At 63.6% G+C, this 21,657-nt stretch carries 22 protein-coding genes and 1 tRNA gene; 16 read left to right on the top strand and 7 right to left on the bottom strand.

Translation table 11 applies throughout. The features are described 5' to 3' along the window. Positions 1-20: 20 nt before the first annotated feature. From yidC to rpmH, 3 genes are read right to left on the bottom strand one after another with little or no spacing between them, the layout of a single operon-like run. Positions 21-1,853, bottom strand: coding sequence for a membrane protein insertase YidC (yidC, locus tag ASD04_RS11540; RefSeq protein WP_056256842.1), 1,833 nt, complete (start codon positions 1,851-1,853; stop codon positions 21-23). After that, a complete protein-coding gene (gene rnpA / locus ASD04_RS11535; protein ID WP_244488306.1) occupies positions 1,853-2,245 on the bottom strand; it encodes a ribonuclease P protein component in 393 nt (130 codons plus the stop codon). Before rnpA ends, yidC begins: the two co-directional genes overlap by 1 nt. A gap of 23 nt (positions 2,246-2,268) precedes the next feature. Further along, positions 2,269-2,403 carry a 50S ribosomal protein L34 gene (gene rpmH, locus ASD04_RS11530; RefSeq protein WP_056228810.1) on the bottom strand — a complete coding sequence of 45 codons (135 nt, stop codon included), beginning with the start codon at positions 2,401-2,403 and terminating at the stop codon, positions 2,269-2,271. A gap of 232 nt (positions 2,404-2,635) precedes the next feature. On the opposite strand from rpmH, the gene ASD04_RS11525 reads away from it, so the two are divergent. The 3 genes from ASD04_RS11525 (at position 2,636) to ASD04_RS11515 (ending at position 5,749) form a co-directional block, all read left to right on the top strand. Further along, positions 2,636-4,060, top strand: coding sequence for an FAD-dependent oxidoreductase (locus ASD04_RS11525; protein ID WP_056256838.1), 1,425 nt, complete (start codon positions 2,636-2,638; stop codon positions 4,058-4,060). Positions 4,061-4,118: 58 nt separating this feature from the next. After that, positions 4,119-5,543 carry a HAMP domain-containing sensor histidine kinase gene (locus tag ASD04_RS11520; protein WP_056256834.1) on the top strand — a complete coding sequence of 475 codons (1,425 nt, stop codon included), beginning with the start codon at positions 4,119-4,121 and terminating at the stop codon, positions 5,541-5,543. Between the two features lie 129 nt (positions 5,544-5,672). Next, positions 5,673-5,749, top strand: a tRNA-Arg gene (locus tag ASD04_RS11515). Positions 5,750-6,002: 253 nt separating this feature from the next. Here the strand turns inward: ASD04_RS11515 and ASD04_RS11510 are convergent. Together ASD04_RS11510 and ASD04_RS11505 are read right to left on the bottom strand one after the other, a co-directional pair. After that, positions 6,003-7,781, bottom strand: a complete 1,779-nt coding sequence (locus ASD04_RS11510) for a chloride channel protein (protein WP_056256832.1) — start codon at positions 7,779-7,781, stop codon at positions 6,003-6,005. A 245-nt stretch (positions 7,782-8,026) separates the two neighbouring features. After that, on the bottom strand, positions 8,027-8,332 hold the full coding sequence (locus ASD04_RS11505) for a metalloregulator ArsR/SmtB family transcription factor (protein WP_056256831.1): 306 nt from the start codon (positions 8,330-8,332) through the stop codon (positions 8,027-8,029). Between the two features lie 75 nt (positions 8,333-8,407). On the opposite strand from ASD04_RS11505, the gene ASD04_RS19710 reads away from it, so the two are divergent. From ASD04_RS19710 to ASD04_RS11455, 10 genes are all read left to right on the top strand, one after another. Beyond that, the gene (locus ASD04_RS19710) at positions 8,408-8,623 is read left to right on the top strand and encodes a DUF2892 domain-containing protein (protein WP_056256829.1); all 216 of its coding nucleotides are present in this window, start codon (positions 8,408-8,410) and stop codon (positions 8,621-8,623) included. A gap of 3 nt (positions 8,624-8,626) precedes the next feature. Next, positions 8,627-9,055, top strand: coding sequence for a YeeE/YedE thiosulfate transporter family protein (locus tag ASD04_RS11495; RefSeq protein WP_056256826.1), 429 nt, complete (start codon positions 8,627-8,629; stop codon positions 9,053-9,055). Continuing rightward, entirely contained in the window at positions 9,055-9,495 is a 441-nt protein-coding gene (locus ASD04_RS11490) for a YeeE/YedE family protein (protein WP_056256823.1), read from the top strand. Before ASD04_RS11495 ends, ASD04_RS11490 begins: the two co-directional genes overlap by 1 nt. Before the next feature lie 19 nt (positions 9,496-9,514). Further along, positions 9,515-10,408: an MBL fold metallo-hydrolase gene (locus tag ASD04_RS11485; protein ID WP_056256819.1), complete on the top strand. Its 894-nt coding sequence runs from the start codon at positions 9,515-9,517 to the stop codon at positions 10,406-10,408. Between the two features lie 41 nt (positions 10,409-10,449). Further along, the gene (locus ASD04_RS11480; RefSeq protein WP_056256816.1) at positions 10,450-10,776 is read left to right on the top strand and encodes a sulfur transferase domain-containing protein; all 327 of its coding nucleotides are present in this window, start codon (positions 10,450-10,452) and stop codon (positions 10,774-10,776) included. A 6-nt stretch (positions 10,777-10,782) separates the two neighbouring features. Further along, positions 10,783-12,540: a sulfate permease gene (sulP, locus tag ASD04_RS11475; protein ID WP_056256815.1), complete on the top strand. Its 1,758-nt coding sequence runs from the start codon at positions 10,783-10,785 to the stop codon at positions 12,538-12,540. 50 nt (positions 12,541-12,590) lie between these two features. After that, complete coding sequence (locus tag ASD04_RS11470; RefSeq protein ID WP_056256813.1) at positions 12,591-13,886, top strand: FAD-dependent oxidoreductase; 1,296 nt, start codon at positions 12,591-12,593, stop codon at positions 13,884-13,886. Then, positions 13,883-14,305: a thioredoxin TrxC gene (gene trxC / locus ASD04_RS11465; RefSeq protein ID WP_056256810.1), complete on the top strand. Its 423-nt coding sequence runs from the start codon at positions 13,883-13,885 to the stop codon at positions 14,303-14,305. Before ASD04_RS11470 ends, trxC begins: the two co-directional genes overlap by 4 nt. 71 nt (positions 14,306-14,376) lie before the next feature. Then, positions 14,377-14,730 (top strand): hypothetical protein, encoded by a 354-nt coding sequence (locus ASD04_RS11460; protein ID WP_056256808.1) that lies wholly within the window; start codon positions 14,377-14,379, stop codon positions 14,728-14,730. Positions 14,731-14,787: 57 nt separating this feature from the next. After that, positions 14,788-15,465, top strand: a complete 678-nt coding sequence (locus ASD04_RS11455; RefSeq protein ID WP_056256805.1) for a L,D-transpeptidase — start codon at positions 14,788-14,790, stop codon at positions 15,463-15,465. Between the two features lie 314 nt (positions 15,466-15,779). On the opposite strand, the gene ASD04_RS11450 is transcribed toward ASD04_RS11455, so the two are convergent. Further along, positions 15,780-17,129 carry an ATP-binding protein gene (locus ASD04_RS11450; protein WP_056256802.1) on the bottom strand — a complete coding sequence of 450 codons (1,350 nt, stop codon included), beginning with the start codon at positions 17,127-17,129 and terminating at the stop codon, positions 15,780-15,782. 2 nt (positions 17,130-17,131) lie between these two features. Further along, positions 17,132-17,788 carry a response regulator transcription factor gene (locus ASD04_RS11445; protein ID WP_056256799.1) on the bottom strand — a complete coding sequence of 219 codons (657 nt, stop codon included), beginning with the start codon at positions 17,786-17,788 and terminating at the stop codon, positions 17,132-17,134. 137 nt (positions 17,789-17,925) lie between these two features. On the opposite strand from ASD04_RS11445, the gene ASD04_RS11440 reads away from it, so the two are divergent. The 3 genes from ASD04_RS11440 to ASD04_RS11430 are packed head-to-tail and all read left to right on the top strand — an operon-like array spanning position 17,926 to position 21,612. After that, on the top strand, positions 17,926-18,396 hold the full coding sequence (locus ASD04_RS11440) for a DUF2271 domain-containing protein (protein ID WP_056256796.1): 471 nt from the start codon (positions 17,926-17,928) through the stop codon (positions 18,394-18,396). Between the two features lie 17 nt (positions 18,397-18,413). After that, positions 18,414-20,633, top strand: a complete 2,220-nt coding sequence (locus ASD04_RS11435; protein WP_056256793.1) for a PepSY domain-containing protein — start codon at positions 18,414-18,416, stop codon at positions 20,631-20,633. A 4-nt stretch (positions 20,634-20,637) separates the two neighbouring features. Then, the gene (locus tag ASD04_RS11430) at positions 20,638-21,612 is read left to right on the top strand and encodes an FAD:protein FMN transferase (protein WP_056256791.1); all 975 of its coding nucleotides are present in this window, start codon (positions 20,638-20,640) and stop codon (positions 21,610-21,612) included. The last annotated feature ends 45 nt before the right edge of the window (positions 21,613-21,657 follow it).

Genomic DNA, 21,657 nt, shown 5'->3' with positions numbered 1-21,657 from the left:
GTCGCGGAAAGTCCTGCCGATCAGGACTTGGTCGGTTCGCTCGCCTTGGGCTTGCGCTTGAAGGCATCGAGGATGTTGCCGAGCAGGTTCACCTCGGCGCCGTGGCGCTTCATGATGAAATACTGCTGGGTGACCGACAGCGTATTGTTCCACGCCCAGTAGATCACCAGGCCCGCCGGGAAGGTGCCCAGCATGAAGGTGAAGATCACCGGCATCCAGTTGAAGATCATCGCCTGGGTCGGATCCGGCGGCGGCGGATTGAGCTTCATCTGGACCCACATGGTGATGCCCATGATCACCGGCCAGATGCCCAGATGCAGGAAGCTGCCGATGAAGGGCAGCACGGTCGGATCCCACGGGATCAGGCCGAACAGGGTGAAGATATTGGTCGGATCGGGCGCCGCCAGATCCTGGATCCAGCCGAAGAACGGCGCATGGCGCATGTCGAGGCTGATGAAGATGACGGTATAGAGCGAGAAGAACACCGGAATCTGGATGAGGATCGGCCAGCACCCGCTGAGCGGATTGATCTTTTCCTTGCGGTAAAGCTCCATCATGGCCTGCTGCTGGCCGGGGCGGTCATCCTTGAAGCGTTCCTGGATCGCCTTCATTTCCGGCTGCACGCGGCGCATCGCCGCCATCGAGGCGAACGAGCGGCTGGCCAGCGGGAAGAAGATCGCCTTGACGATGACGGTCACGCATAGCACGGCGACGCCGAAATTGCCGATGATGCCGTAGAGGAAGCTCAGCAGGTAATACATCGGCTTGGTGATGAACGAGAACCAGCCCCAGTCGATCATCAACTCCAGCCGGTCGAAACCATAGTGCGTCTGGTAGGCGGAAATGACGGCTTCTTCCTTGGCGCCGGCAAACAGGTAGCTCTCATGGGTCGCGGTGGCGCCGGCGGCGACGGTGACCGGCGTCGTTTCCACGAAGCTGGTCTGGTAGTCGTCATAGCTGCCGGTATTCTTCCACGAGAACAGCGCGTTGATCGGGGCGTCGGCCTTGGGCAGCACGGCAGTCGCCCAGTATTTGTCCGAGAAGCCGAGCCAGCCGGTGGTGTTGTCGAAGCGCGCCTGCTGTTCCTTCTGCAGGTCGGTATATTTCTTCGAGATCAGGTTGTTGCTGCCCAGCACGCCATGCGGGCCTTCATGCTGGATGAAGAAATTGGCGACCTTGGGCGTGCCATGCCGCGCCACGCGCGCATAGGGGAACAGCGCCACATCGCTCGTGCCGGTATTCTCGATCGATTGGGTGATGGTGAAGAGATAATGCTCGTCCACCGAGAAGGTGCGGTGGAAGATCAGGCCCGCGCCATTGTCCCAGCGCAGGGTGACTGGCGTCGTGGCGGTGAGCGTGGTGGCCCCGCCCTCGACGCTCCAGACGCTCTTGCCGTCGGGCACGGCAATCGTTGCGCCGGCAGCGGGCACCCAGCCCTGTTCGGCGAAATAGGCATTGGGCGCACCGGCCGGGGTCAGCAGGGTGATGATCGGCGATGTCGGATCGACGGTCTCGCGATACTGCTTGAGTTCGAGATCGTCGAGGCGGGCGCCGGTCAGGTTGATCGAGCCGTGCAGGTCTTCGGTATCGATGACGACGCGGCTGGTCGCGGCAATGGCGGCGGCACGGTCGGCATAGACGGCGCTGCCATCGGCGGCCGGGGCCACGGTGCCATCGGCTGAAACGGTGGTGGTGGGCGTTGCCAGCGCTGCTTCGGCCTGGGCCTGTTCGGCGGCAACCTGTGCCTGCTGCTGGGCGCGTTCCATTTGCGGGCCGGCCACGAAGAACTGCCAGCCAAACAGCACGACCATGCTGAGCACGATGGCCAGGATGATGTTGCGATTATTTTCCATTATCTTGGTTTCCGTGGGCCGCGGCCGGAAGATTGGCGCTCGTCGGGCGATCTGGGCTTGTGTACGCGCGCGATCAGCGCGCCCAGATCGTCGACCAGCTTGGTGAAGGGTTCGCCGAGCGCTTCCCGTCGTCCGACCAGCACATAGTCATGGTGATCGATAAAGTCACGCGCGCATGCTGTCACAGCCGCGCGAAGGCGACGTTTTATGCGGTTGCGCTCGGGGGAGTTGCCGGTTTTCTTGGTAACGGTGAAGCCGATGCCGGGTTCGGCACTTTCGGCAGCGATCACCTGCAGCCCAAACGCGGAACGCCCGGCGCGATTGCCCCGGGCGGCCCGTTGAAACTGCGAACGCTTGATCAGCCGGCGCAAAGGCTTGGTCGGCTTGTCCACGGCCGTCATCCGGCCAGGCGGCCTTAGGCCGAGAGCTTCTTGCGGCCGGCGTTGCGGCGGCGATTCAGGATGATGCGACCGTCCTTGGTGGCCATGCGGGCACGGAAACCGTGACGGCGGGCACGCACGAGCTTGGAGGGCTGGTATGTACGCTTCATGACATCAAACCGCGGCAGGCGCGGTTCCTCTTATTGGGCTCTGCTCAAAGCAAGAATTTCGGACACACATCAAGCGCCAGGCGCCAACGGTGCGGGTTGGTGGGGTCTATAGGGAAAACACGGGCACAAGTCAACGCGATCGGCGCGACTTCCTTGCGGCTGTTGACCCGTTGTTTTCGCAGCCGTATCGCCCCATAAAGTTCTCCTTCACGCATTCTGGCCGCTGGCGGTAATGGCAGACACAATCAAACCCGATCTCTGCGTCATCGGCGGCGGCGCCCTCGCCGGCAATCTGGCCGTGCAGGCGAGCCAGGGAGGTCTCCATGTGGTGCTGGTCGATTCTACCGGCACCCGGGCCGTCGATCCGCCGCAGGGACAATTGCGCCACGCCGCCTTTCTGGCCAGCGCCGCCCGCGCCCAGGCCATTCGCACCGCCGGCCAGGTCGGTCTCGACAACGCCGAGCCCAAGCCCAATTTCCGCGCTATCGGCGAGCATGCCGCCGCACTGGCCGCGGCAGCCGCCCCACGCCTTGCCGCGGAGCGACTCGCCGCCTTGGGCATCACGGTGCTTGCTGGCGCGGCGAGCTTTGCCGATCAGCGCAGCCTGAAATGCGGCGACACCACCGTCCGCGCCCGCCAGTTCGTGCTGGCCACCGGCGCCACGCCGGTTATTCCGCCGCTGCCGGGGCTCGACGCGGTGCCCTATTTCACGCCCGACACCATTGCCGACAATATCCGCAAGCTCAGCCACCTCGCGGTCATCGGTGGCACGCCGGAAAGCTTCGAACTGGCACAGGCCTATCGCCGGCTCGGATCGATGGTGACCATCGTGCCCCAGGGTGGCCTGCTGCCCGGCTTCGAGCCCGAGCTGGTGGCGATCCTGCTGCAGGCGCTGCGCGAGGAGGGTGTCGTGGTGCGCGACGATGCCGAGGTCAGCGCCATCGTGCCGCGCAGCCAGGGCACCGGCGTCACGCTGCGCGTCGCCGGGGGCGAGGACAGTCTCGACGTCTCCCATGTGCTGGTCGCCATGGGCCGGGCACCCCTGCTGGATGGCGGGCTGCTCGACAAGCTCAAACTGCGGCGCGACCGCCTCCGGCCCGATCACCTGCTGGTCGGTCCCGACGGGCAGACCTCAAGCGGCCGCATCAGCGCCATTGGGGGCGCGGCGGGCGAATACCAGCCTCATGTGGCCACCCGCCAGGCCGGGCTGCTGGTAGAGCGCCTTCTGGGCCAGGGCAATGGCCGGCTCGATCCGCGTCAAATCGCCCGCTTCATCGCCACCCAGCCGGCCTTGGCGCAGGTGGGCCCTGTGGCCACCGGCAAGCCGCGCGCCGGCCATGGCGTGCTGCGCGCCAATCTGGCCGAGACCGATGCGGCGCGAGCCGGTGGGCAGATGCAGGGCGCCGTCCGGCTGGTCACCGCGCGCGGCGATGCCATTGTCGGCGCCGGGGCCATCGGGCCGGGTGCCGGCGAGATCGTCGCCATGCTGGCGCTTGCCATGGCCCGGGGCCTCACCCTGGGCGATCTGGGGCGCTTGGCCCTGCCGCAGCCCAGCCCGGCAGCGGCGCTGCTCGATCTGGCGGCGCGGCATCTGGCCCAGCAGCCCCGTCCGGGCTGGACCCGACTCCTGTCCGGGCTCGCGCGTTTCCCGCGCTGATCAGATCCCCCTGTCCGGGGGCTTCCGCGCAGGGCGGCTTTCCTTATAATGATTTGAAATGACAGCCGAACGCAGCGTCCTGCCCGGCCGGTTCTCCGGCCTCTCGATCAAGCTCATCGCCACCATCATCGCGGTGATACTTCTGGTTGAGGTCGTCGTGTATCTGCCCTCGCTTGCCAGTTTCCGCGCCAACTGGCTCGACGACCGCCTGCGCGTCGGCGTGGTGGCGGCGCGCGTGCTCGATGCCGTGCCCGATGTCATGGCCCTACCGCGCGAACTGACCGATCGCCTGCTGACCTCGGCCGGCGCCAATGCCATCGTCTATCGCCGCCAGGGGCAGAGCCAACTCATCGAACTGGCGAGCCCCGTGCGGCCGGACCTGGTGGTCACCGCCGACATGCGCCAGGCCGACCTGATGACGCTGATCCTGGGCGCCATCGACGTGCTCTTCGCCACGCCCGACCGCACCCTGCGTATCGTCGGCCAGGGCGATCTCGATGACAGCCTTGTCGAACTGCTGATGTCCGAGCGCCCGCTGCGCCAGGACATGCTGGCCTATTCCCGCCAGATCGGCATCGTCTCGCTGGCCATTGCCGCCGTGACCGCCGTGGCGCTCTACCTGCTCGCCAGCTACCTCTTCATCTATCCGGTGCGCCGGCTGACCCAGAACATGCTGGCCTTCCGCCAGGCGCCGGAAAATGCCAGCCTCATCATCACCCCGTCGCCCCGGCGCGACGAAATCGGCATCGTCGAGCGCGAGCTGGCCGCCATGGAATCCGATCTCTTCTCCATGCTGCGCCAGCGCCGGCACCTGGCCGATCTCGGCCTGGCTGTCGCCAAGATCAATCACGACCTGCGCAACACCCTGACTTCGGCGCAATTGCTCTCCGACCAGGTGGCAACGCTCGACGATCCCAAGGTGCAGCGGCTGGCGCCGCGCCTCGTTACCACGCTGGACAAGGCCATCGGCTTTGCCCAGTCTGTGCTCGACTATGGCCGCGAAACCGCCGCGCCCCCGGTCATGGCGCCGGTGGCCATGGCGGCGCTGGTCGACGATGCCGCATTCGAAGCGCGGCTTGTCGGCCACCCCACCATCACCCTTGCCAACCACACGCCCGAGACGCTGGTGCTCAATGTCGATGCCGCCCAGCTGGGCCGCGTGCTGCTCAACCTGCTCAAGAATGCCCGCGAGGCGCTCGAGGCGGCAAGCGTCGCCGCCCCCGCCGTGTCGGTCACGGTGGCTGAGGATGCCGATACGATCACCCTCTCGGTCAGCGATAATGGCCCCGGCCTGCCGCCGCGCGCCCGCGCCAATCTGTTCGTCGCCTTCGAGGGCTCGGCCCGCGCCGGCGGCACCGGCCTCGGACTCGCCATTGCCCGCGAAATCACCGAGGCCCATGGCGGCCGGCTGTTGCTGGCCGACCAGCCGCAGGGCACCCGCTTCGACCTCATCCTGCCAGCCGCCCTGCGCGTCCAGCCCTGACGCCTGCTCCTGGCGAAAATCTGTCGCCGGCGCGCTTGCCAAGCCCGGATCACCCATGTATGGGTTGCCCCGCTTCAGGCCGAAGAGCTTCTTGCCTCCGCCTGGAACCGCCGGTCAACCCGGCAGTGCGCGCCCTTAGCTCAGCTGGATAGAGCACCAGACTACGAATCTGGGGGTCAGGAGTTCGAATCTCTTAGGGCGCGCCATTTTTTTCAAAGACGACTTAGCTGGATTTCACCGTTTCAACTGACAAGTTGAAACGGTTTTGGACGGTTGGATAGCTCCGCGTGCATTGGAGGGGCGTGGCGAAAGGCCAGCTGGAGGAAGCTCCCTGGGCTTGGCTCGAACCAGCTGACCTCATCCTCGTTCCTGGTGGTCTAGGCGCCATACCAATGGGACCGGCGAGCGTCATTGCTCATAGTGCCTTTTCTTGTGATCGGCGAGGTCATGCCTTGATGTCTAGGTCTCGCCGGTAAGGTCCTGCCTGGATTTGTCCAGCTCCTCGGCATAGCGACGCAACAGGTGAGCTTCCGTCAGCAAGCCGACAACGGCGTGGTTGTCCGCGCTCTGGACGACGGCGAGCTCTTCGCTATGCGATTGCTCGAACCGGGTCGCGGCCTGCTCGGCAGACTGCCCGGGCACTAAAACGAAATCGGTAAACTTGAGCAGACTGTCGATTTGCAGCTCTGCGGCGTCTGGGCTGCCAACGCGCCGCGCATACGCGTCCGCAACCAGCACAATTCCTACATATCGCCCCGCTTGGTCGAGGGCGACCACCCGCTCCGTCGAACCCAGTGGATAAGCCTCTCGGAACGCCTCGATCGTCGTGCCCGCGCGCACTGTCTTCACGTCGGGCCGCATCATGGACCGAACGGTCAGGTTGCGGAGGCGGCCCACGTCATGGGCGCTGCGAATAGACTCGCCACGCAGATGCAGACGCCAGGTCGAAAACGAAAAGCCGAAGGTTTCGCGCACCAAAACGGACGCCGCTATTGAGGCGGCGAGGACAGCGGCGCTGATCGCCAGATCGCCGGTGACCTCAAGGACGAGAAACGTCATGGTCATGGGCCCGCCGACGACGCCCACCGCCATGGATGCCATGCCCACCAACATGGCCAGGTTGGGATCCAAACTGAAAGGCAGGCCTGCCGCCGCAATGGTTAGTGCGACGGCTCTTCCCAGGAGCGCTCCCAGAAATAACGAGGCGAAGAACAGACCGCCGCGAAAGCCTGAGCCGATGGAGATTGCCGAGGCCAGCAGCTTCAGAGCGAACAAAGAGACCATGGTCAGCAAGGCGGTATCGGACGCCATCTGCAGATCAAGCGCACCATGACCCGAGGACAGCGCCTGAGGCGTCAGCAAGGCGATGCCGCCAACCAGCAGTCCACCGATCACCGGACGCACCGCCGATGGTATGCGTGTCCAGGCAAATCCGCGTTCGACAAGCACGACCAGTCGCATCACCGCAATGGCGGCCCCACCACCGAGCAGGCCCAGCAAGACAAACGGGATAGCGTCCCATGCGCCAAGCTGCGGAATAACGCCCAGATGAATGGTCGTCTGCGCTGCGCCCAACGCCGCCGCCGTCAGGCTCGCCGCAAGCGCCGCAACCATAATCGGGCCAAGCAGTGCGATCGAATAGACACCGATGATCAACTCGAAGCCGTAGAAGGCACCGGTCAGCGGCGCCCCAAACGCCGCGGCGATGGCACCGGCCGCACCACAGCCAACCAGGGTGCGAATCTCGTTTCTGCGCAGGCCGGATAGCGTCGCAAGGCGTGACCCGATGCTGGCCGCCAGCTGGGTGTATCCCGCTTCCAGACCGACCGAGGCACCGAAGCCGCTCGAAATCATAGTCTGGCCGGCCACCAGCAGGCTTTCGCGTGTGGACATCCGTCCGCCGTGCAGGGCGTTGGCCTCGATGGGATCGACGGGCGGGCGGGTCCGAAATCGGCGGGACAGCACGACACTCAGCGCCATCAGCACGCCGCCGGCAGCCGGAACGAGCGCCAGCCAGGTTGTCGCCAAGGAGGTCTGCGCACTCAGCCTGCCGCCGTCCGATATGCCGAACAGTAGCATATGCAGGTGCTGGGTTGCCCAGCTCATGGCGGTCACCACTATCCCCGCGGCGATGCCGACAAGCGCGGCAAGCCCCAGAATGATGAGCCCGCGATAGCGACCTGCCATGCCGATGGATCGCAGCGTCGGGGCGGCGACTTTCCCTGTAGCGTCGGTCATGAAAGTGGATTTGGTAGAATTGGCATTTTTGCTCTTTAAGCGAATATCAGAGTCAACGGCATGACAGTTTCAGCCGCGGTCCACCTAGATCCAGCGACGAACCGACGCCAATGACAAGGTAACGCAGTGCCGCTCAGGGTACGGGTAGCCACAGCAGCGCCTCTGCCAAGATGCAGCACACCACGCCGGCCAAGATCCGCAGCGGCAGGGGGTCAATCCCTGACTGACCGTCACCTACGCTTCGGTCAGTCAGCACAATAAATTCCATAAAGCGTTGTCAGCACATGCTTCACCGCGTCGGAGGCGATGCTGTAGTGGACCTGCTGGCCGTCCCGCCGGGTTTTGACGAAGTCCCAGGCCCGCAGCTTGGAGAGGTGCTGCGATAGCGGCGACTGCCCCAGCGCCACCCGCTCGCCCAGTTCGGTAACATTCATCTCGCGCTCCAGCAGGTTGCACAGGATCAGCAACCGCTTGGGATTGGCCATGGCCGTAAGCAGGCGCGTGGCCTGCTCGGCATTGGCCTCCATTTTGTCGATTTCCATCTTGATCATATTAGAATCTTCTTATATAAGATCATGCGTAAAGTCAATATCAGCTGATTTCCCTCAAGCTTCAAGGACATCGTCATGAGAATCAATGTCGGAACACCCGACCGGATTGCCCGCGTCGTCATCGGAGCGGTGCTGGTTCTGCTGCCATTGTTGTCCGGCCTGCCCCTGTTCGCCAATCCCCTTTGGCTCTGGGCCTCCGTCGCCGTCGGCGCAGTGCTGATTGTCACCGCCGTCGTCCGCTTCTGCCCGCTCTACGCCATCCTTGGCCTCTCCACCCGGAAGGTTTCTTAGTTCATGACTGAATTCACCCCTCTCCTGTCGCTGCTTGGCGGCACGTTGATCGGGCTCTCCGCCGTTCTTCTGATGGCCTTCCATGGCCGCATTGCCGGCATGACTGGCATTCTGACCAGCCTTCTGCCACCCGTCTCCAGCGACTGGGCCTGGCGCGCCGCCTTTATCGCCGGCGCCATCCTCGCCCCGATGCTGATCCTGGGCCTGACCAGTCAGGCTATCGACTATTCCAGTCCCGTTCCCGCGCCGTGGATCGTCATCGGCGGCCTGATCGTCGGGGTCGGCGTCTATTTCGGCTCCGGCTGCACCTCCGGTCATGGTGTCTGCGGCATGGCCCGGCTGTCGCCCCGCTCGATCGTGGCCACCGCCATCTTTCTCGGGACTGCGATGATCACGGTCTTCGTCATTCGTCGCCTGCTCGGGGGTGTCTGATGCCGCGCACTCTTCTTGCCGCCAGCATCGGCCTCGTCTTCGGCACCGGCATCGCCTTGTCCGGTATGGCCAATCCGGCCAAGGTGCTCAACTTCTTCGATATCGCCGGCGCCTGGGACCCGTCCCTGGCTTTCGTGATGGGCGGGGCATTGATCGTCACGGCAATCGGCTACCGCTTCGTGCTGCGACGCGACAAGCCGGTCTGCGAAGCAAAGTTTCACCTGCCGACCAACCGCAAGCTTGACGTACAGCTAGTGAACGGCTCCGCCATCTTCGGCATCGGCTGGGGCATCTCCGGTTTCTGCCCCGGCGGCGCCATTCCGGCGCTGGGCCTCGGCGAGATCTCGGCATGGGCCTTCGTCGGCGCTATGCTGGTCGGTATTTTTGCCGCCCGCACGCTTCGCCTCGCGCTGGACCAGCGCGTCACCCAAACCGCCTAAGCTCACAAGGAGCCAAGCCATGCGCACCGTTCCGTTCGACACCGATCTCTCGGTCCACCCCGAGGTCACCGCCTTCTTCGACGCGCCGACCAATACCATCAGCTATGTGGTCAAGGACCCCAACTCGTCGTCCTGCGCCGTGATCGACAGCGTCATGGACATCGACTACGCCGCCGGTCGCATCACCTATGACGGCGCCGACGCCATCATCCGCCATATCGAGGAAAATAACCTCAAGCTCGAATGGCTGATCGAAACCCATGTCCACGCCGACCATTTGTCCGGCGCGCCCTATATCCAGGGCAAGCTCGGCGGCAAGCTGGGGATCGGGGAAAACATTACCATCGTGCAGGACACCTTTGGCAAGGTGTTCAACGAAGGCACCGAGTTCCGGCGCGACGGCAGCCAGTTCGACCGCCTGTTCGGGGATGGCGACAGCTACCAGATCGGCGGGCTCACCGTGCATGTGATGCATACGCCAGGCCACACCCCCGCCTGCATGACCCATGTTGCCGGCGATGCCGCCTTTGTCGGCGACACCCTGTTCATGCCCGACGGCGGCTCGGCCCGCGCCGATTTCCCGGGTGGCGACGCCCGCACGCTCTATCGCTCGATCCAGCGCGTGCTGTCGCTGCCGCGCCAGATGCGTCTCTTCATGTGCCACGACTATGGTCCGAACGGTCGCGACATCGCCTGGGAGACCACGGTGGGCGACGAGATCGACCACAACATCCATGTGGGGCAGGGCACGGACGAGGACAGCTTCGTCGCCATGCGCGAGGCCCGCGACGCCACGCTCGACATGCCCAAGCTCATCATCCCGGCGCTGCAGGTCAACATGCGCGCCGGCCAGCTGCCGCCCAAGGACAGCGACGGCAAGACCTACCTCAAAGTCCCCGTAAACGGCCTCTGAACATGTGGCCCTTCAACAACAAACCCAGGAAAGACCGACCCATGAATATCCGCCAGATCGCTCCCGACTTCTCCGCCACCGGCCAGATCCTGCCCGAGCAGGTGCAGGCCGTCGCCGATGCAGGCTTCAAGTCCATCGTCTGCGCCCGCCCAGACAATGAGGAAAGCGGCCAGCCAAGCTTTGAGGCGGTGGCCAAGGCGGCAGCCGCCGCCGGCATCGGCATCGTCCACATCCCGGTCTCCGGCCCTCTCGGCGAAGGCCAGATCATCCGCTTCCATGACGCCTGGGAAAAGCTCCCCAAACCCATGCTGGGCTATTGCCGCTCCGGCGCCCGCGCCGGCAGCCTCTACGCCACCCTGTCCAAGTAACGGCCGATGAACATCAAGTCCTACTTCCCCATTCTCGATTGGGGCCGGCGCTATAACCGGCAGACGCTGACCAGCGATCTCATCGCGGCGATCATCGTGACCATCATGCTGATCCCGCAATCGCTGGCCTATGCGCTGCTGGCCGGCCTGCCGCCGGAAGTGGGTCTTTATGCCTCCATTCTGCCGCTGATCGCCTATGCGATCTTCGGCACCTCATCGGCGCTCGCGGTGGGTCCCGTGGCCGTCGTCTCGCTGATGACCGCAGCCGCCGTGGGCCGCGTCGCGGCGCAAGGCTCGGTGGATTATGCCAGCGCTGCCATTCTGCTGGCCCTGCTGTCGGGCGTCATGCTGATGCTGATGGGCCTGTTCCGCCTCGGCTTCATCGCCAATTTCCTGTCGCATCCTGTAATATCGGGCTTCATTACCGCTTCGGGCATCATCATCGCCACCAGCCAGGTCGGTGGCCTGCTCGGCATCAAGACCGAAGGCCATGCCATGCCCGACCTGATCTCCTCGATCGTCGAGCATCTTGGCCAGGCCAACGTGTACACCGTTATGGTGGGTGCGATCGCCCTGTCGCTGCTGCTCTGGATACGGCTTGATCTCAAGAACTGGCTCGCCCGGTTCGGCCTGCCCACGGGTGTCGCCACCATCATCGTCCGGGCCGGTCCTGTGCTGGTCGTGTTCCTCACCATGGCCATGTCTGTGCTGTTCGACCTCGGCGCAAAGGGGGTCTCGCTCGTCGGCCAGGTGCCGCAGGGCCTGCCTATGCTGTCGCTGCCCAGTTTCACTACGGATACCATCCAGCAACTGGCCTTGCCGGCGCTGATCATCTCGATCGTCGGGTTTGTCGAATCCATCTCGGTGGCCCAGACCCTGGCCGCCAAGCGCCGCGAGCGCATTTCACCCAACCAGGAACTCATCGGCCTGGGTGCCACCAACATCGCGGCAGCCATTGGTGGCGGTTTCCCGGTCACCGGCGGCTTCGCACGCTCCGTCGTCAACTTCGACGCCGGCGCCGCGACACCTGCTGCCGGCGCCTTCACCGCCATCGGCATTGCCGGCGCCACGCTGCTGCTGACGCCGTTCCTCGCCATTCTCCCCAAAGCCACGCTAGCTGCGACCATCGTCATCGCGGTGCTGACCCTGGTAGATTTCTCCACCCTCAAGCGTGCCTGGGCGTATTCCAAAGCCGATTTCGCGGCTGTGGTGATTACCATGTTCGGTACGCTGCTGCTGGGTGTCGAAGTCGGCATTTCCCTAGGCGTCGGCGCATCGATCCTGGTCTTCCTTTACCGTTCCTCGCAGCCGCATGCCGCAGTTGTAGGCCTGGTCCCCGGCACAGAGCACTATCGCAACATCAAGCGCCACAAGGTCGATACCGTCCCCGGTGTGCTCTCGATCCGCATCGACGAAAGCCTCTACTTTGCCAATGCACGCTACCTCGAAGACCTTGTCATCAACCAGGTGGCGGCCAATCCGGGCCTGACCGACGTCGTTCTGATGTGCTCAGCAGTCAACGTCATCGACATGTCAGCGCTCGAAAGTCTCGAAGCCATCAATGAGCGCCTGAGCGATCTAAACATTCGCCTGCACCTGTCCGAGGTGAAGGGTCCCGTCGCGGATCGGCTCTCGGGCACGGAATTCCTGGCCCATCTGGGCGGTCAGGTCCACCTCAGCCAGCATCAGGCGATGCTCGCCATTGCCGAACGTCGCCTGGCCGCTCCCACCGATGACGGTTGGCCGCTGCTTAAAGTGATCTAGATCAAGAACTCACCACGGGCGGCCCGGTAAGGTGTGACATGGAGGAGCAAATGGCTCACGTCATCGTTCTGGGTGCCGGCCTCGGCGGCACCATCATGGCCTATGAGTTGCGCGATGCCTTGGGCCCTGGTCACCGCGTCTCGGTTGTCAACAAGGGGACCAGGTTCAGCTTCGTCCCGTCTAACCCATGGGTCGCCGTGGGATGGCGCGACCGCAAGGACGTAGAGGTCGACCTCACCGAAGTCTTTGCAAGGCGCCATATCGAATTCTTTCCCCAGGGCGCCGAGCGCGTCCACCCCGACCAAAAGCGGGTGACGCTCTCGGACGGTGCTGACCTCGCCTATGACTACCTCGTCATCGCGACCGGCCCCGAACTCGCTTTCGACGAAATCCCGGGCTTTGGTCCGGAAGCCGCAACGCAGTCGGTCTGCCATATCGATCACGCGCTGGACGCCAAGGACGCGTTCGATCGACTGGTCGCCAACCCGGGACCAGTCATCATCGGCGCCGTCCAGGGCGCATCCTGCTACGGCCCGGCCTATGAGTTTGCCTTCATCCTCGACAAGGCGCTGCGCGACGCTAAGGTGCGCGACCGCGTGCCCATGACCTTCGCAACGGCCGAGCCCTATATCGGCCACCTGGGCCTCGATGGTGTCGGCGACACGAAGGGCCTGCTCGAAAGCGAGATGCGGCAGCGGCACATCCGCTTCATCACCAATGCCCGGGTCGACAAGTTCGAGGACGGAAAGGCGTTCGTCAGCGAAATCGCCGACGATGGCGCCGTGCGGCAGGCTCACGAAATCCCCTTCGTCTACACCATGATGCTGCCCGCCTTCCGCGGCGTGCCGGCGGTCCGAGGTATTGAGGGGCTGACCAATCCTCGTGGCTTTATCCTGGCGGACCAGCATCAGCGCAACCCGACATTCAAGGAGGTGTTCTCCATCGGCGTCTGCGTTGCCATTCCGCCAGTGGGCAAAACTCCGGTACCGGTAGGGGTTCCCAAGACCGGCTTCATGATCGAATCCATGGTCACCGCCACCGCACAAAACATCGCCAGCCTGGTCGCCGGTAGGGAGCCCACAGCGATTCCCACCTGGAATGCGGTCTGCCTTGCCGACTTTGGTGATGGCGGCGTGGCCTTCGTGGCCCAGCCGCAGATCCCGCCCCGGAACGTCAACTGGTCAGGTTCGGGCAAATGGGTGCATGCCGCCAAGATCGGCTTCGAAAAATACTTCCTGCACAAGATCCGCTCTGGTACCGCCGAGCCCTTCTATGAAAAACTGGCGCTTCAGGTGCTGGGCATAGACAAGCTCCGGGCCATCAAGCAGGACAAGACCGGAGCATGACCCACATCGTCTGTTCTCACTGTGGCACGACTAACCGCAATCCGGACGGCCGCGACCTCGCGTCGGGCAAGTGCGGCAAATGCGGACGGCAGCTTTTCGAGGGTCAGCCGGTGGATGTATCCGGCGCTATCCTCGAAAAGCACATCGCCAAATCCGATATTCCCGTTCTGGTAGAGGTCTGGGCGCCTTGGTGCGGGCCATGCAAGGTCATGGGCCCGCAGTTCGAGGCGGCCGCCAAACAGGCCGAGCCTGGGCTTCGCTTCGTCAAGCTCAACTCCGACGACAACCAGGCCTTGTCAACGCGGCTCGGCATCCGCGGCATCCCAACGATGATCATGTTCAAGCATCGCAAGGAGGTTGCCAGGGTCTCCGGGGCCATGAGCAGCAGCGACATTCTCAAATGGGCCAGCGCCCAATAGCAGCCTGATACTCGGGCTTTCACCAATTACTGATTGGCTACGGTCTGCAAACCATCCTACCAGGGCTGACAATGAAACGACTGCTTGTCATCGTCGCTCTGCTCATGGCGTTTGCCAATGTGGTATCGCCTGTGATGGCGGCATCCATTGCCGATAACTTGTCTGCGCCAATCGTTGAGTCTTTGGACGATGGCACCTGTTTGACGCCGACTGCCGGGGTGCACCACAAGGTTGCGTTCAAGCCGTGCAGCCGCAAGGTGAACGGCAAGAGCATACAATGTCACGTTTCCCCGATGCTTTTCCCCGTCGCGGCCGGAATGTGTTTTGGGGACACCCCTCAAGGCTGGGACAGTCGAGACTATCAGTCTGCTCTGTTTGAGGTTTTTGCCGGTCAGTTCCGCCCGCCAAGATCTACGGTCGCCTGAACTCCGTCATCTCGCGAAACCTCACCGGCGGCCAATGACCGCCTGAAAGCATTCAAAATGATCGATACGACCCTTCTGAGGCGTCGCAGCTTTATGCTCGGCGCCACGAGCCTGGCTGGCCTGACTCTGGCCGGATGCGCTACAACCGCACCTGTTCCTAAACCGACGCCACAAGCTACGCCTGCAATTCCGCCCGAATATCTCGCAATGTATGGGCCCATTCCCAGCGAACGGTTCCCTATTCCCGCGGCCCAGATCGAGCTTATCGATCCAATCTACTGGCGGCAGGAAGTCACCAACACCACAGGCGAAGCGCCCGGGACGGTCGTTGTCGACACACCCAATCGGTTCCTATTCTGGACGCTCCAGGACGGTCGCGCCATGCGCTACGGCGTCGGTATCGGTCGGGAGGGCTTCGCCTGGGGCGGACGCGGTCATATTGCCTATGGAAAGGAATGGCCGACATGGACCCCCCCATCGGAAATGATCGACAGGCAGCCCGAACTTGAGCCGTATCGCCACGGTATGGAGCCTGGGCTGGAAAACCCTCTCGGACCTCGGGCCCTCTATATCCACCAAGGCAGCCAGGACACACTTTACCGGCTGCATGGGAACATGGATGCCCGCTCGATAGGGCAAGCCGTATCCAGTGGTTGCGTCCGCCTATTGTTTCAGGATGTCATCGATCTCTATGATCGAGTGACGTGGGGAGCGCCAATCGTCGTCATCCAATAGCAAACAGAGTGGCCCCGCATGGCAAAGTGCGGGGCCACATGGGCCTTGGTCGAACGTTGGCCGGACCACATCTATCCGGGTGCCTGAACCTCACTTCACCGGGCATGTGCCTCGACTGTAAGGTGGAACAGGTCGTGAATATGGGAGAGCCGGGCGTGCCAAACATATCGCTACACCCGCGGACTGGCAGGTAGGCAGCGAGGTGATCATTCCAACTTCGATCGACAACGCTGTTGCGAAAAAGCAGTTTCCGCAAGGATGGAATGAAATTCGCCCCTACCCAAGCCAGATCTCGATATGAGTATAGGCGCGGTTCAAGCTGGTGGTCTTGGTGTCGGAGGCCATTCGAGAGTCGCTTCGAAGCCTTCTGCACGACTCGTTGCAGGAGAGCGCAGGGTCATCGCCCCGCCTGTCTGCTCCATGATGGAGCGAACGATGGACAGACCAAGGCCTGTACCACTGGTTGAAGTGGAACCGCGCTGAAACGGCTGTCCAATCTTGCTCAGGATATCGCCTGGTACGACGGGACCGCCATTCGATACGCTCAGGATATTGGGCCGGTCGACTGATACGACGATCGGCTGGTCATCCACGCCGTGCAGGTCCGCGTTCTGGATCAGATTGGTCACGGCAATGGCAAATGCATCGATATTGATCGGTGCCTCGAGCGTTGCGGATTGCGACAGCACCAGCTGCAGTCGCATGCCGATCCTTGAGTTTGCCTGGAAATCGCGAACGACCAGGCGAAGTGCCGGCATCAGGTCTATGGCACTGTCGGAACGCGCAAAGCCGGCATCGAGCCGCGAAAGCTGCAGCAGCTTCTCGGCCAATTGCGCGAGGTTTTTCAATGCCAGCTCGATTTCCTGAAGCCTTTCGTAGCCCGGCGCCTGGCCTAGTTCCAGGGCAAGTTGCTGCGTCTGTGCCAAGGCACCGGCAATGGGCGTTCGCAGTTCATGAGCGCTGCTAGCCGCGAAGCTGCGCTCTGCATCCATTGCCGATTTGAGGCGCTCAATCAGGCTGGCCACCGCCTGCGCGATGGGGGCCAGCTCAACGGGGTGTCCCTCGATGCTCAGTGGGGCAAGGTTGCGGCCATCCCGACGCTCGATGTCTCGACGCAACCTTTCCACCGGGCGCATCGCCAACCGGATCGCCACCCAGATACCCAGAGCGATCAGGGGAATAAGCCCCAGCAACGGCCAGGCGAGCGCAGCGATGCTCTCGACCAGCGCCTTGTCTCGGTGGTCCGAGCTTTCCAGGATCACGATCCCATAGCCGGACCGCTCGTCGGTAATAGCGAACAGGCGTCTGCCGTCGACTTCGGAAAACCCGTTTTGCAGCGTCACCTCGGCCAGGTCAGGCGGCGCATTGTCACCGCGGACTATGGTGCGGCCGTTTCGATCCCGCACGAAGTATGTGAAGTAGTTCTCGTCGCCAGGCTCATCGAGGCCTGGCACCTGATGGGTTTCATCCTGCTCCAGTTCTTGCACATCGTGAATGGCGAGCGGCAGGAGGCGGTAGGCGCTCTGCTGCAGCGTCTCGTCAAACGCCTCATTGAGCTCGTGGCGCATGACGCTGGCAGAAATTGATGCAGCGCCGACCCAAAGCAGGCCGGTGCCGATGGCCAAGCCGAGCGACAATCGCAGAGCAATGGAAAAGCTGGCCATGCCTATGTTGCAACCTGGTATCCCAGGCCTCGCGCCGTACTGACAAAATCGCGCCCAAGCTTCTTGCGCAGCCGGCTCACATAGACTTCCACGGCATTGCTCTCCACCTCGGCGCCGAAGGCATAGAGGGAGTTTTCGATGTCGCCCTTCGTGACGATAGCGCCACGATGGCTGAGCAATCGTTGCAGTACCACCCATTCGCGGGCGGTCAGAACGACCGACTTGCCGTCCACCATCGCAACCTTGCGCGCAAGATCGAGCGTGATTGGTCCAATGGTGACGACGGGAAGCGGGTTGGCCGACGAACGGCGGGCGACGGCCGCGAGGCGGGCACTCATTTCGCTGAGGTCGAACGGCTTGACCAGATAGTCGTCGGCACCGGAATTGAGGCCCTCGATGCGGATCGCGACTTGGTCCTGTGCTGTCGTAATGATCACCGGCACCGGATTGCGGGCCGCGCGCAGCTCGCGCAGCAGATCGAGCCCCCGACCGTCGGGCAGGTTGAGGTCGAGCAGCACCAGTTCATAGGTCATGGTCGAAAGCGCCAGTCTCGCGTCGTCCAGCCGCTGCATCCAGTCCACGCCATGCCCGTTGGAGGCAATGTGGTCGCGGATGGCGGCGCCCAACACGTGGTCGTCCTCGATCAGCAATACCCGCATGTATGCCCCCTTCTGTCCGACGTCGTTTAGCAGCAGCGGCTGACGCGAAGCTGAAGGCAATAGTGGTCCGATTTCAGGCTGCTGTCAGCTTCCTCATGTCTATGGGCCTCGTCGATAACCCGATTGGGACCACGAATATGAAGAAGATAGCCGCTGCCCTCGTCCTGGCCTCCGCGCTGGCAGTACCAAGCCTCGCTTATGCCAAGGACCTGACCATCGAGGCCAAGATCGCCAGCTACCGTGGCCCCAATGCGTTCTTCGCGATCTATGTGACCAAGCCTGACGGCAGCTATGACTCCACGCTTTGGGTCGCCGGGCAGAACCAGCGTTATTACCGTCACCTGCGCAACTGGGTGCGCGGCATTGCCGCTGCCGGCGGCAATATCGATGGCATCTCGGGTGCCAGCGTGGGAGCCGGCCAGACACTGACCGTCCATGCCAGCGTCGCCGATGCCATGATCGACGCCGGCTACCAGATCCACGTCGACAGTGCCGTCGAGAACGGCGGCGAATATGCCAACGATATCGTCATGCCGCTGGCCCAGGCCAGCTCCGGCGTCGCGGCGACCGGCGCCGGCTATGTGCAAAGCCTCACCGTGACCTTCTAGCGTTCGGAGTTTGTGCCATGCTGCGTCGTATCCACTCCTTTCCCGGCTTGTTGGCGGGTCTGCTGGTGATGTTCATGGCCCTCAGTGGCGCCTTCCTGTCGCTGCAGCCGGCAATCGCCCAGTGGCAGGCGGGTACGGCGGCTGCGCAACTCGACGTCGCCGCCTTGTCCGACGCGGTTGCTCGCCAGTTCCCCACCGTGTCGAGGATCGTCAGGCAGGCTTCGGGCGCCGTCGTCGCCTATTCCGATGGTTCGGGGGGGCAGACCGCGACGCGCATCGATCCCTCGTCGGGCGCCGCCCTGGGGCCGTACGAAACCTCGCCGGTCTTTGCCTTCATGACCGAACTGCATCGCTCGCTTTTCCTTGGTCAAGGCGGACATGTCGTCGCCGGGCTTGCCGCACTTTCCATGCTGGTACTGTCGATCTCGGGTGGATTGCTGCTCGTCACGCGCCTGGGCGGCTGGCCCAAGGTCTTGGGCGTCGCCAAGGGTAGCTTCAAGCAGCGCCTGCATGTCGATATCGGCCGCATCGCGCTGCTCGCGCTGCTGCTCAGCGGTCTCACCGGCGCCTATATGTCGCTTGTCAGCATCGGCCTCGTCTCGACCGGGCAGGACGGCTTCATCCCATTTCCCACGACTGTCGATGGCGGCACCCCCGCACCGGTTTCGACCCTCGCCGCCTTGCAGGCGCTGCCACTGGCACAACTGCGCGAACTGGTCTTCCCGGCGCAGGGCGACCCGACCGATGTGTTCACCATCACCACCAATGCCGGCCAGGGTTTCGTCGATCAGGCGAGCGGCGCCATGCTGGGATTTGTCCCCAACAGCGTCGGCCAGACAGTCTATGAAGCCTTTTATACCCTCCATACCGGTCAGGGCATCGCGTGGCTCGGCCTGATGCTGGGGCTGGCAGCGCTTACCGTGCCGGTAATGAGCGTCAGCGGCGCGCTGATCTGGTGGTCGCGCCGCCGCAACCAGCCGCGGCTCAAGCACAATGTTGCGGGCGGCGCCGCCGACACCATCATCCTGGTCGGCAGCGAAGGCAATTCGACCTGGGGATTTGCCAAGGTTCTGCACGATGCGCTGACCCTGGCCGGGCACCGCGTCCATACCGCGCCGATGAACAGCCTTGCCCGCCACTATGGCAAAGCCCGTCGCATGTTCGTGCTGACCGCGACCTATGGTGATGGTGCAGCACCACAAAGCGCCAGCCGGTTCCTGTCGCGGTTGGAACGGTTCCAGCCAACACCAGATCTGGCCTTTGCCGTCCTGGGCTTTGGCGATCGCAGCTTCCCCCATTTCTGCCAGTTCGCCGACGATGTCGGCGCTGCGCTACTCGCTACGGGGATGGACCAGCTTCAGCCATGGGCCGCGATCGACCGGCAGTCGTCGCAGTCCTTTGCGCAATGGGGCGTCGAAACCGGCATGCGGCTGGGTGCGCCGCTGCATCTGGTTCACACGCCAAGCCTGCCGCGAACGACCAGGCTCGAGCTGGTGGATCGCGACGACTACGGCATCGAAGTCCAGGCACCGACCAGCGTCCTGCGCTTCGCCATGCCAGGGGCAAAGCGCGGCGGCCTGTCCACATGGCGCGGGTTTGGCAGGCGCCTGCCGCGTTTCGAGGTCGGCGATCTTGTCGGCATCCTGCCGCCGGGCAGCGCCATCCCGCGCTACTATTCGCTGGCCAGTGCCAGCCGGGACGGTGTGCTTGAGATCTGTGTGCGCAAGCAGACAGGCGGCCTGTGTTCGGAGTTCCTGCATGCCCTGACGCCGGGCGACAGCATCGAGGTCTTCGTCAGATCCAACCCCGATTTCCGCCCCGGACGCGGCTTCTCGCCCCTCATCATGATCGGCGCCGGCACCGGTATCGCGCCACTGGCCGGCTTCATCCGCCACAATCGGCACCATCGTCCGGTACACCTGTATTGGGGCGGACGGGATCCGCGATCGGACTTCCTCTACGCGGTGGATATGGCCGAGTGCCTGGACGATGCCCGGTTGGCGCGCTTTACGCCCGCCTTCTCCCGGACGGTCGGCGGTCGCTATGTGCAGCAGAGCCTGCGGGACGATGTCGGCGCGATCCGCGACCTCGTGGCCCAGGGCGCCCGCATCATGGTCTGCGGCGGCCAGGACATGGCCGGCGGCGTGCGCACCGCGCTCGACGATATCCTCGCGCCACTCGGACACAGCGCTCAAAGCCTCAAAAGCATGGGAAGGTATCTCGAAGATGTCTACTGAAGTCATGGATAGGTGGACCGCTTCGCCGGTCGTCAGCTGGGCGCCAGCTGACGTGCGCCACGCATTGAATGGGCTGACGATGGGGACGCGGTACTCCGCGGTCTTCGTAGCCCCGGCCGACATCGATCTCTCTCTCGTGCAGCGCGCACTGCAGTCCGCCGCCGATGCAGTCGATCAGCAGATGTCCAACTGGCGGCCTGCGTCCGATGTCTCGCGGTTCAACGCAGCCCCGGCCGTCACCTGGGTTGCCGTTCCCGCAGATCTGCTTGAAGTCGTCGAGACCGGTCTCAAGATCGGGCGCCGCTCCAATGGTGCCTTCGATATCGGCCTGGGCAAGATCGTCAACGCCTGGGGTTTTGGCCCCGAGCGTTCTGCTCCTGATGATGCGGCGATTGCAGCCCTTTCGCATGACCGGCCGGCTTCCGCGGGCGAAGTGCTCGAGCTCGATTGCCGCAACATCCGGATGAGGCGGCATGCGCCTATCGAGCTGGATCTGTGCGGCATCGCCAAGGGTTTTGGCGTTGATCAACTGGCCCGGTGCCTCGAAGCCTCCGGCATCAGAGACTACCTGGTTTCGATCGACGGGGAGCTCCGGGCCAGGGGGCGGCGGCTGGACGGCGCAGCATGGCAGGTGGCTATCGAGCGGCCCGACCGGACCGATCGGGCGCCCATATCGGCAATCTCGCTACAGGATGTCGCCATCGCCACGTCGGGCGACTATCGCCACGCGCTCGATCACCATGGGAGACGCGTCTCGCACACCATGGACCCGCGCACCGGGCAGCCGTTGGACAATTCTCTGGCCGCCGTAAGTGTGCTGGCGGCCAACGCCATGCTGGCCGACGCCTGGGCGACGGCGTTGCTCGTTGCCGGTGAAAACGAGGGGCCCGCACTGGCCCAAGCCAATGGCCTCGATGCCCTGTTTATCCTGCGTCACGGCGATGAGCTGCTCGAACTGCCGATCGGCAGGTTCGAATAGCCTTCAGCTTGGGGTCAGGTTCGGTCTTTAGGACAGAAAGACGTG

This window comes from Devosia sp. Root436 (assembly GCF_001426345.1).
Lineage (GTDB): Bacteria > Pseudomonadota > Alphaproteobacteria > Rhizobiales > Devosiaceae > Devosia.
This window is presented reverse-complemented; position numbering and strand designations above follow the sequence as displayed.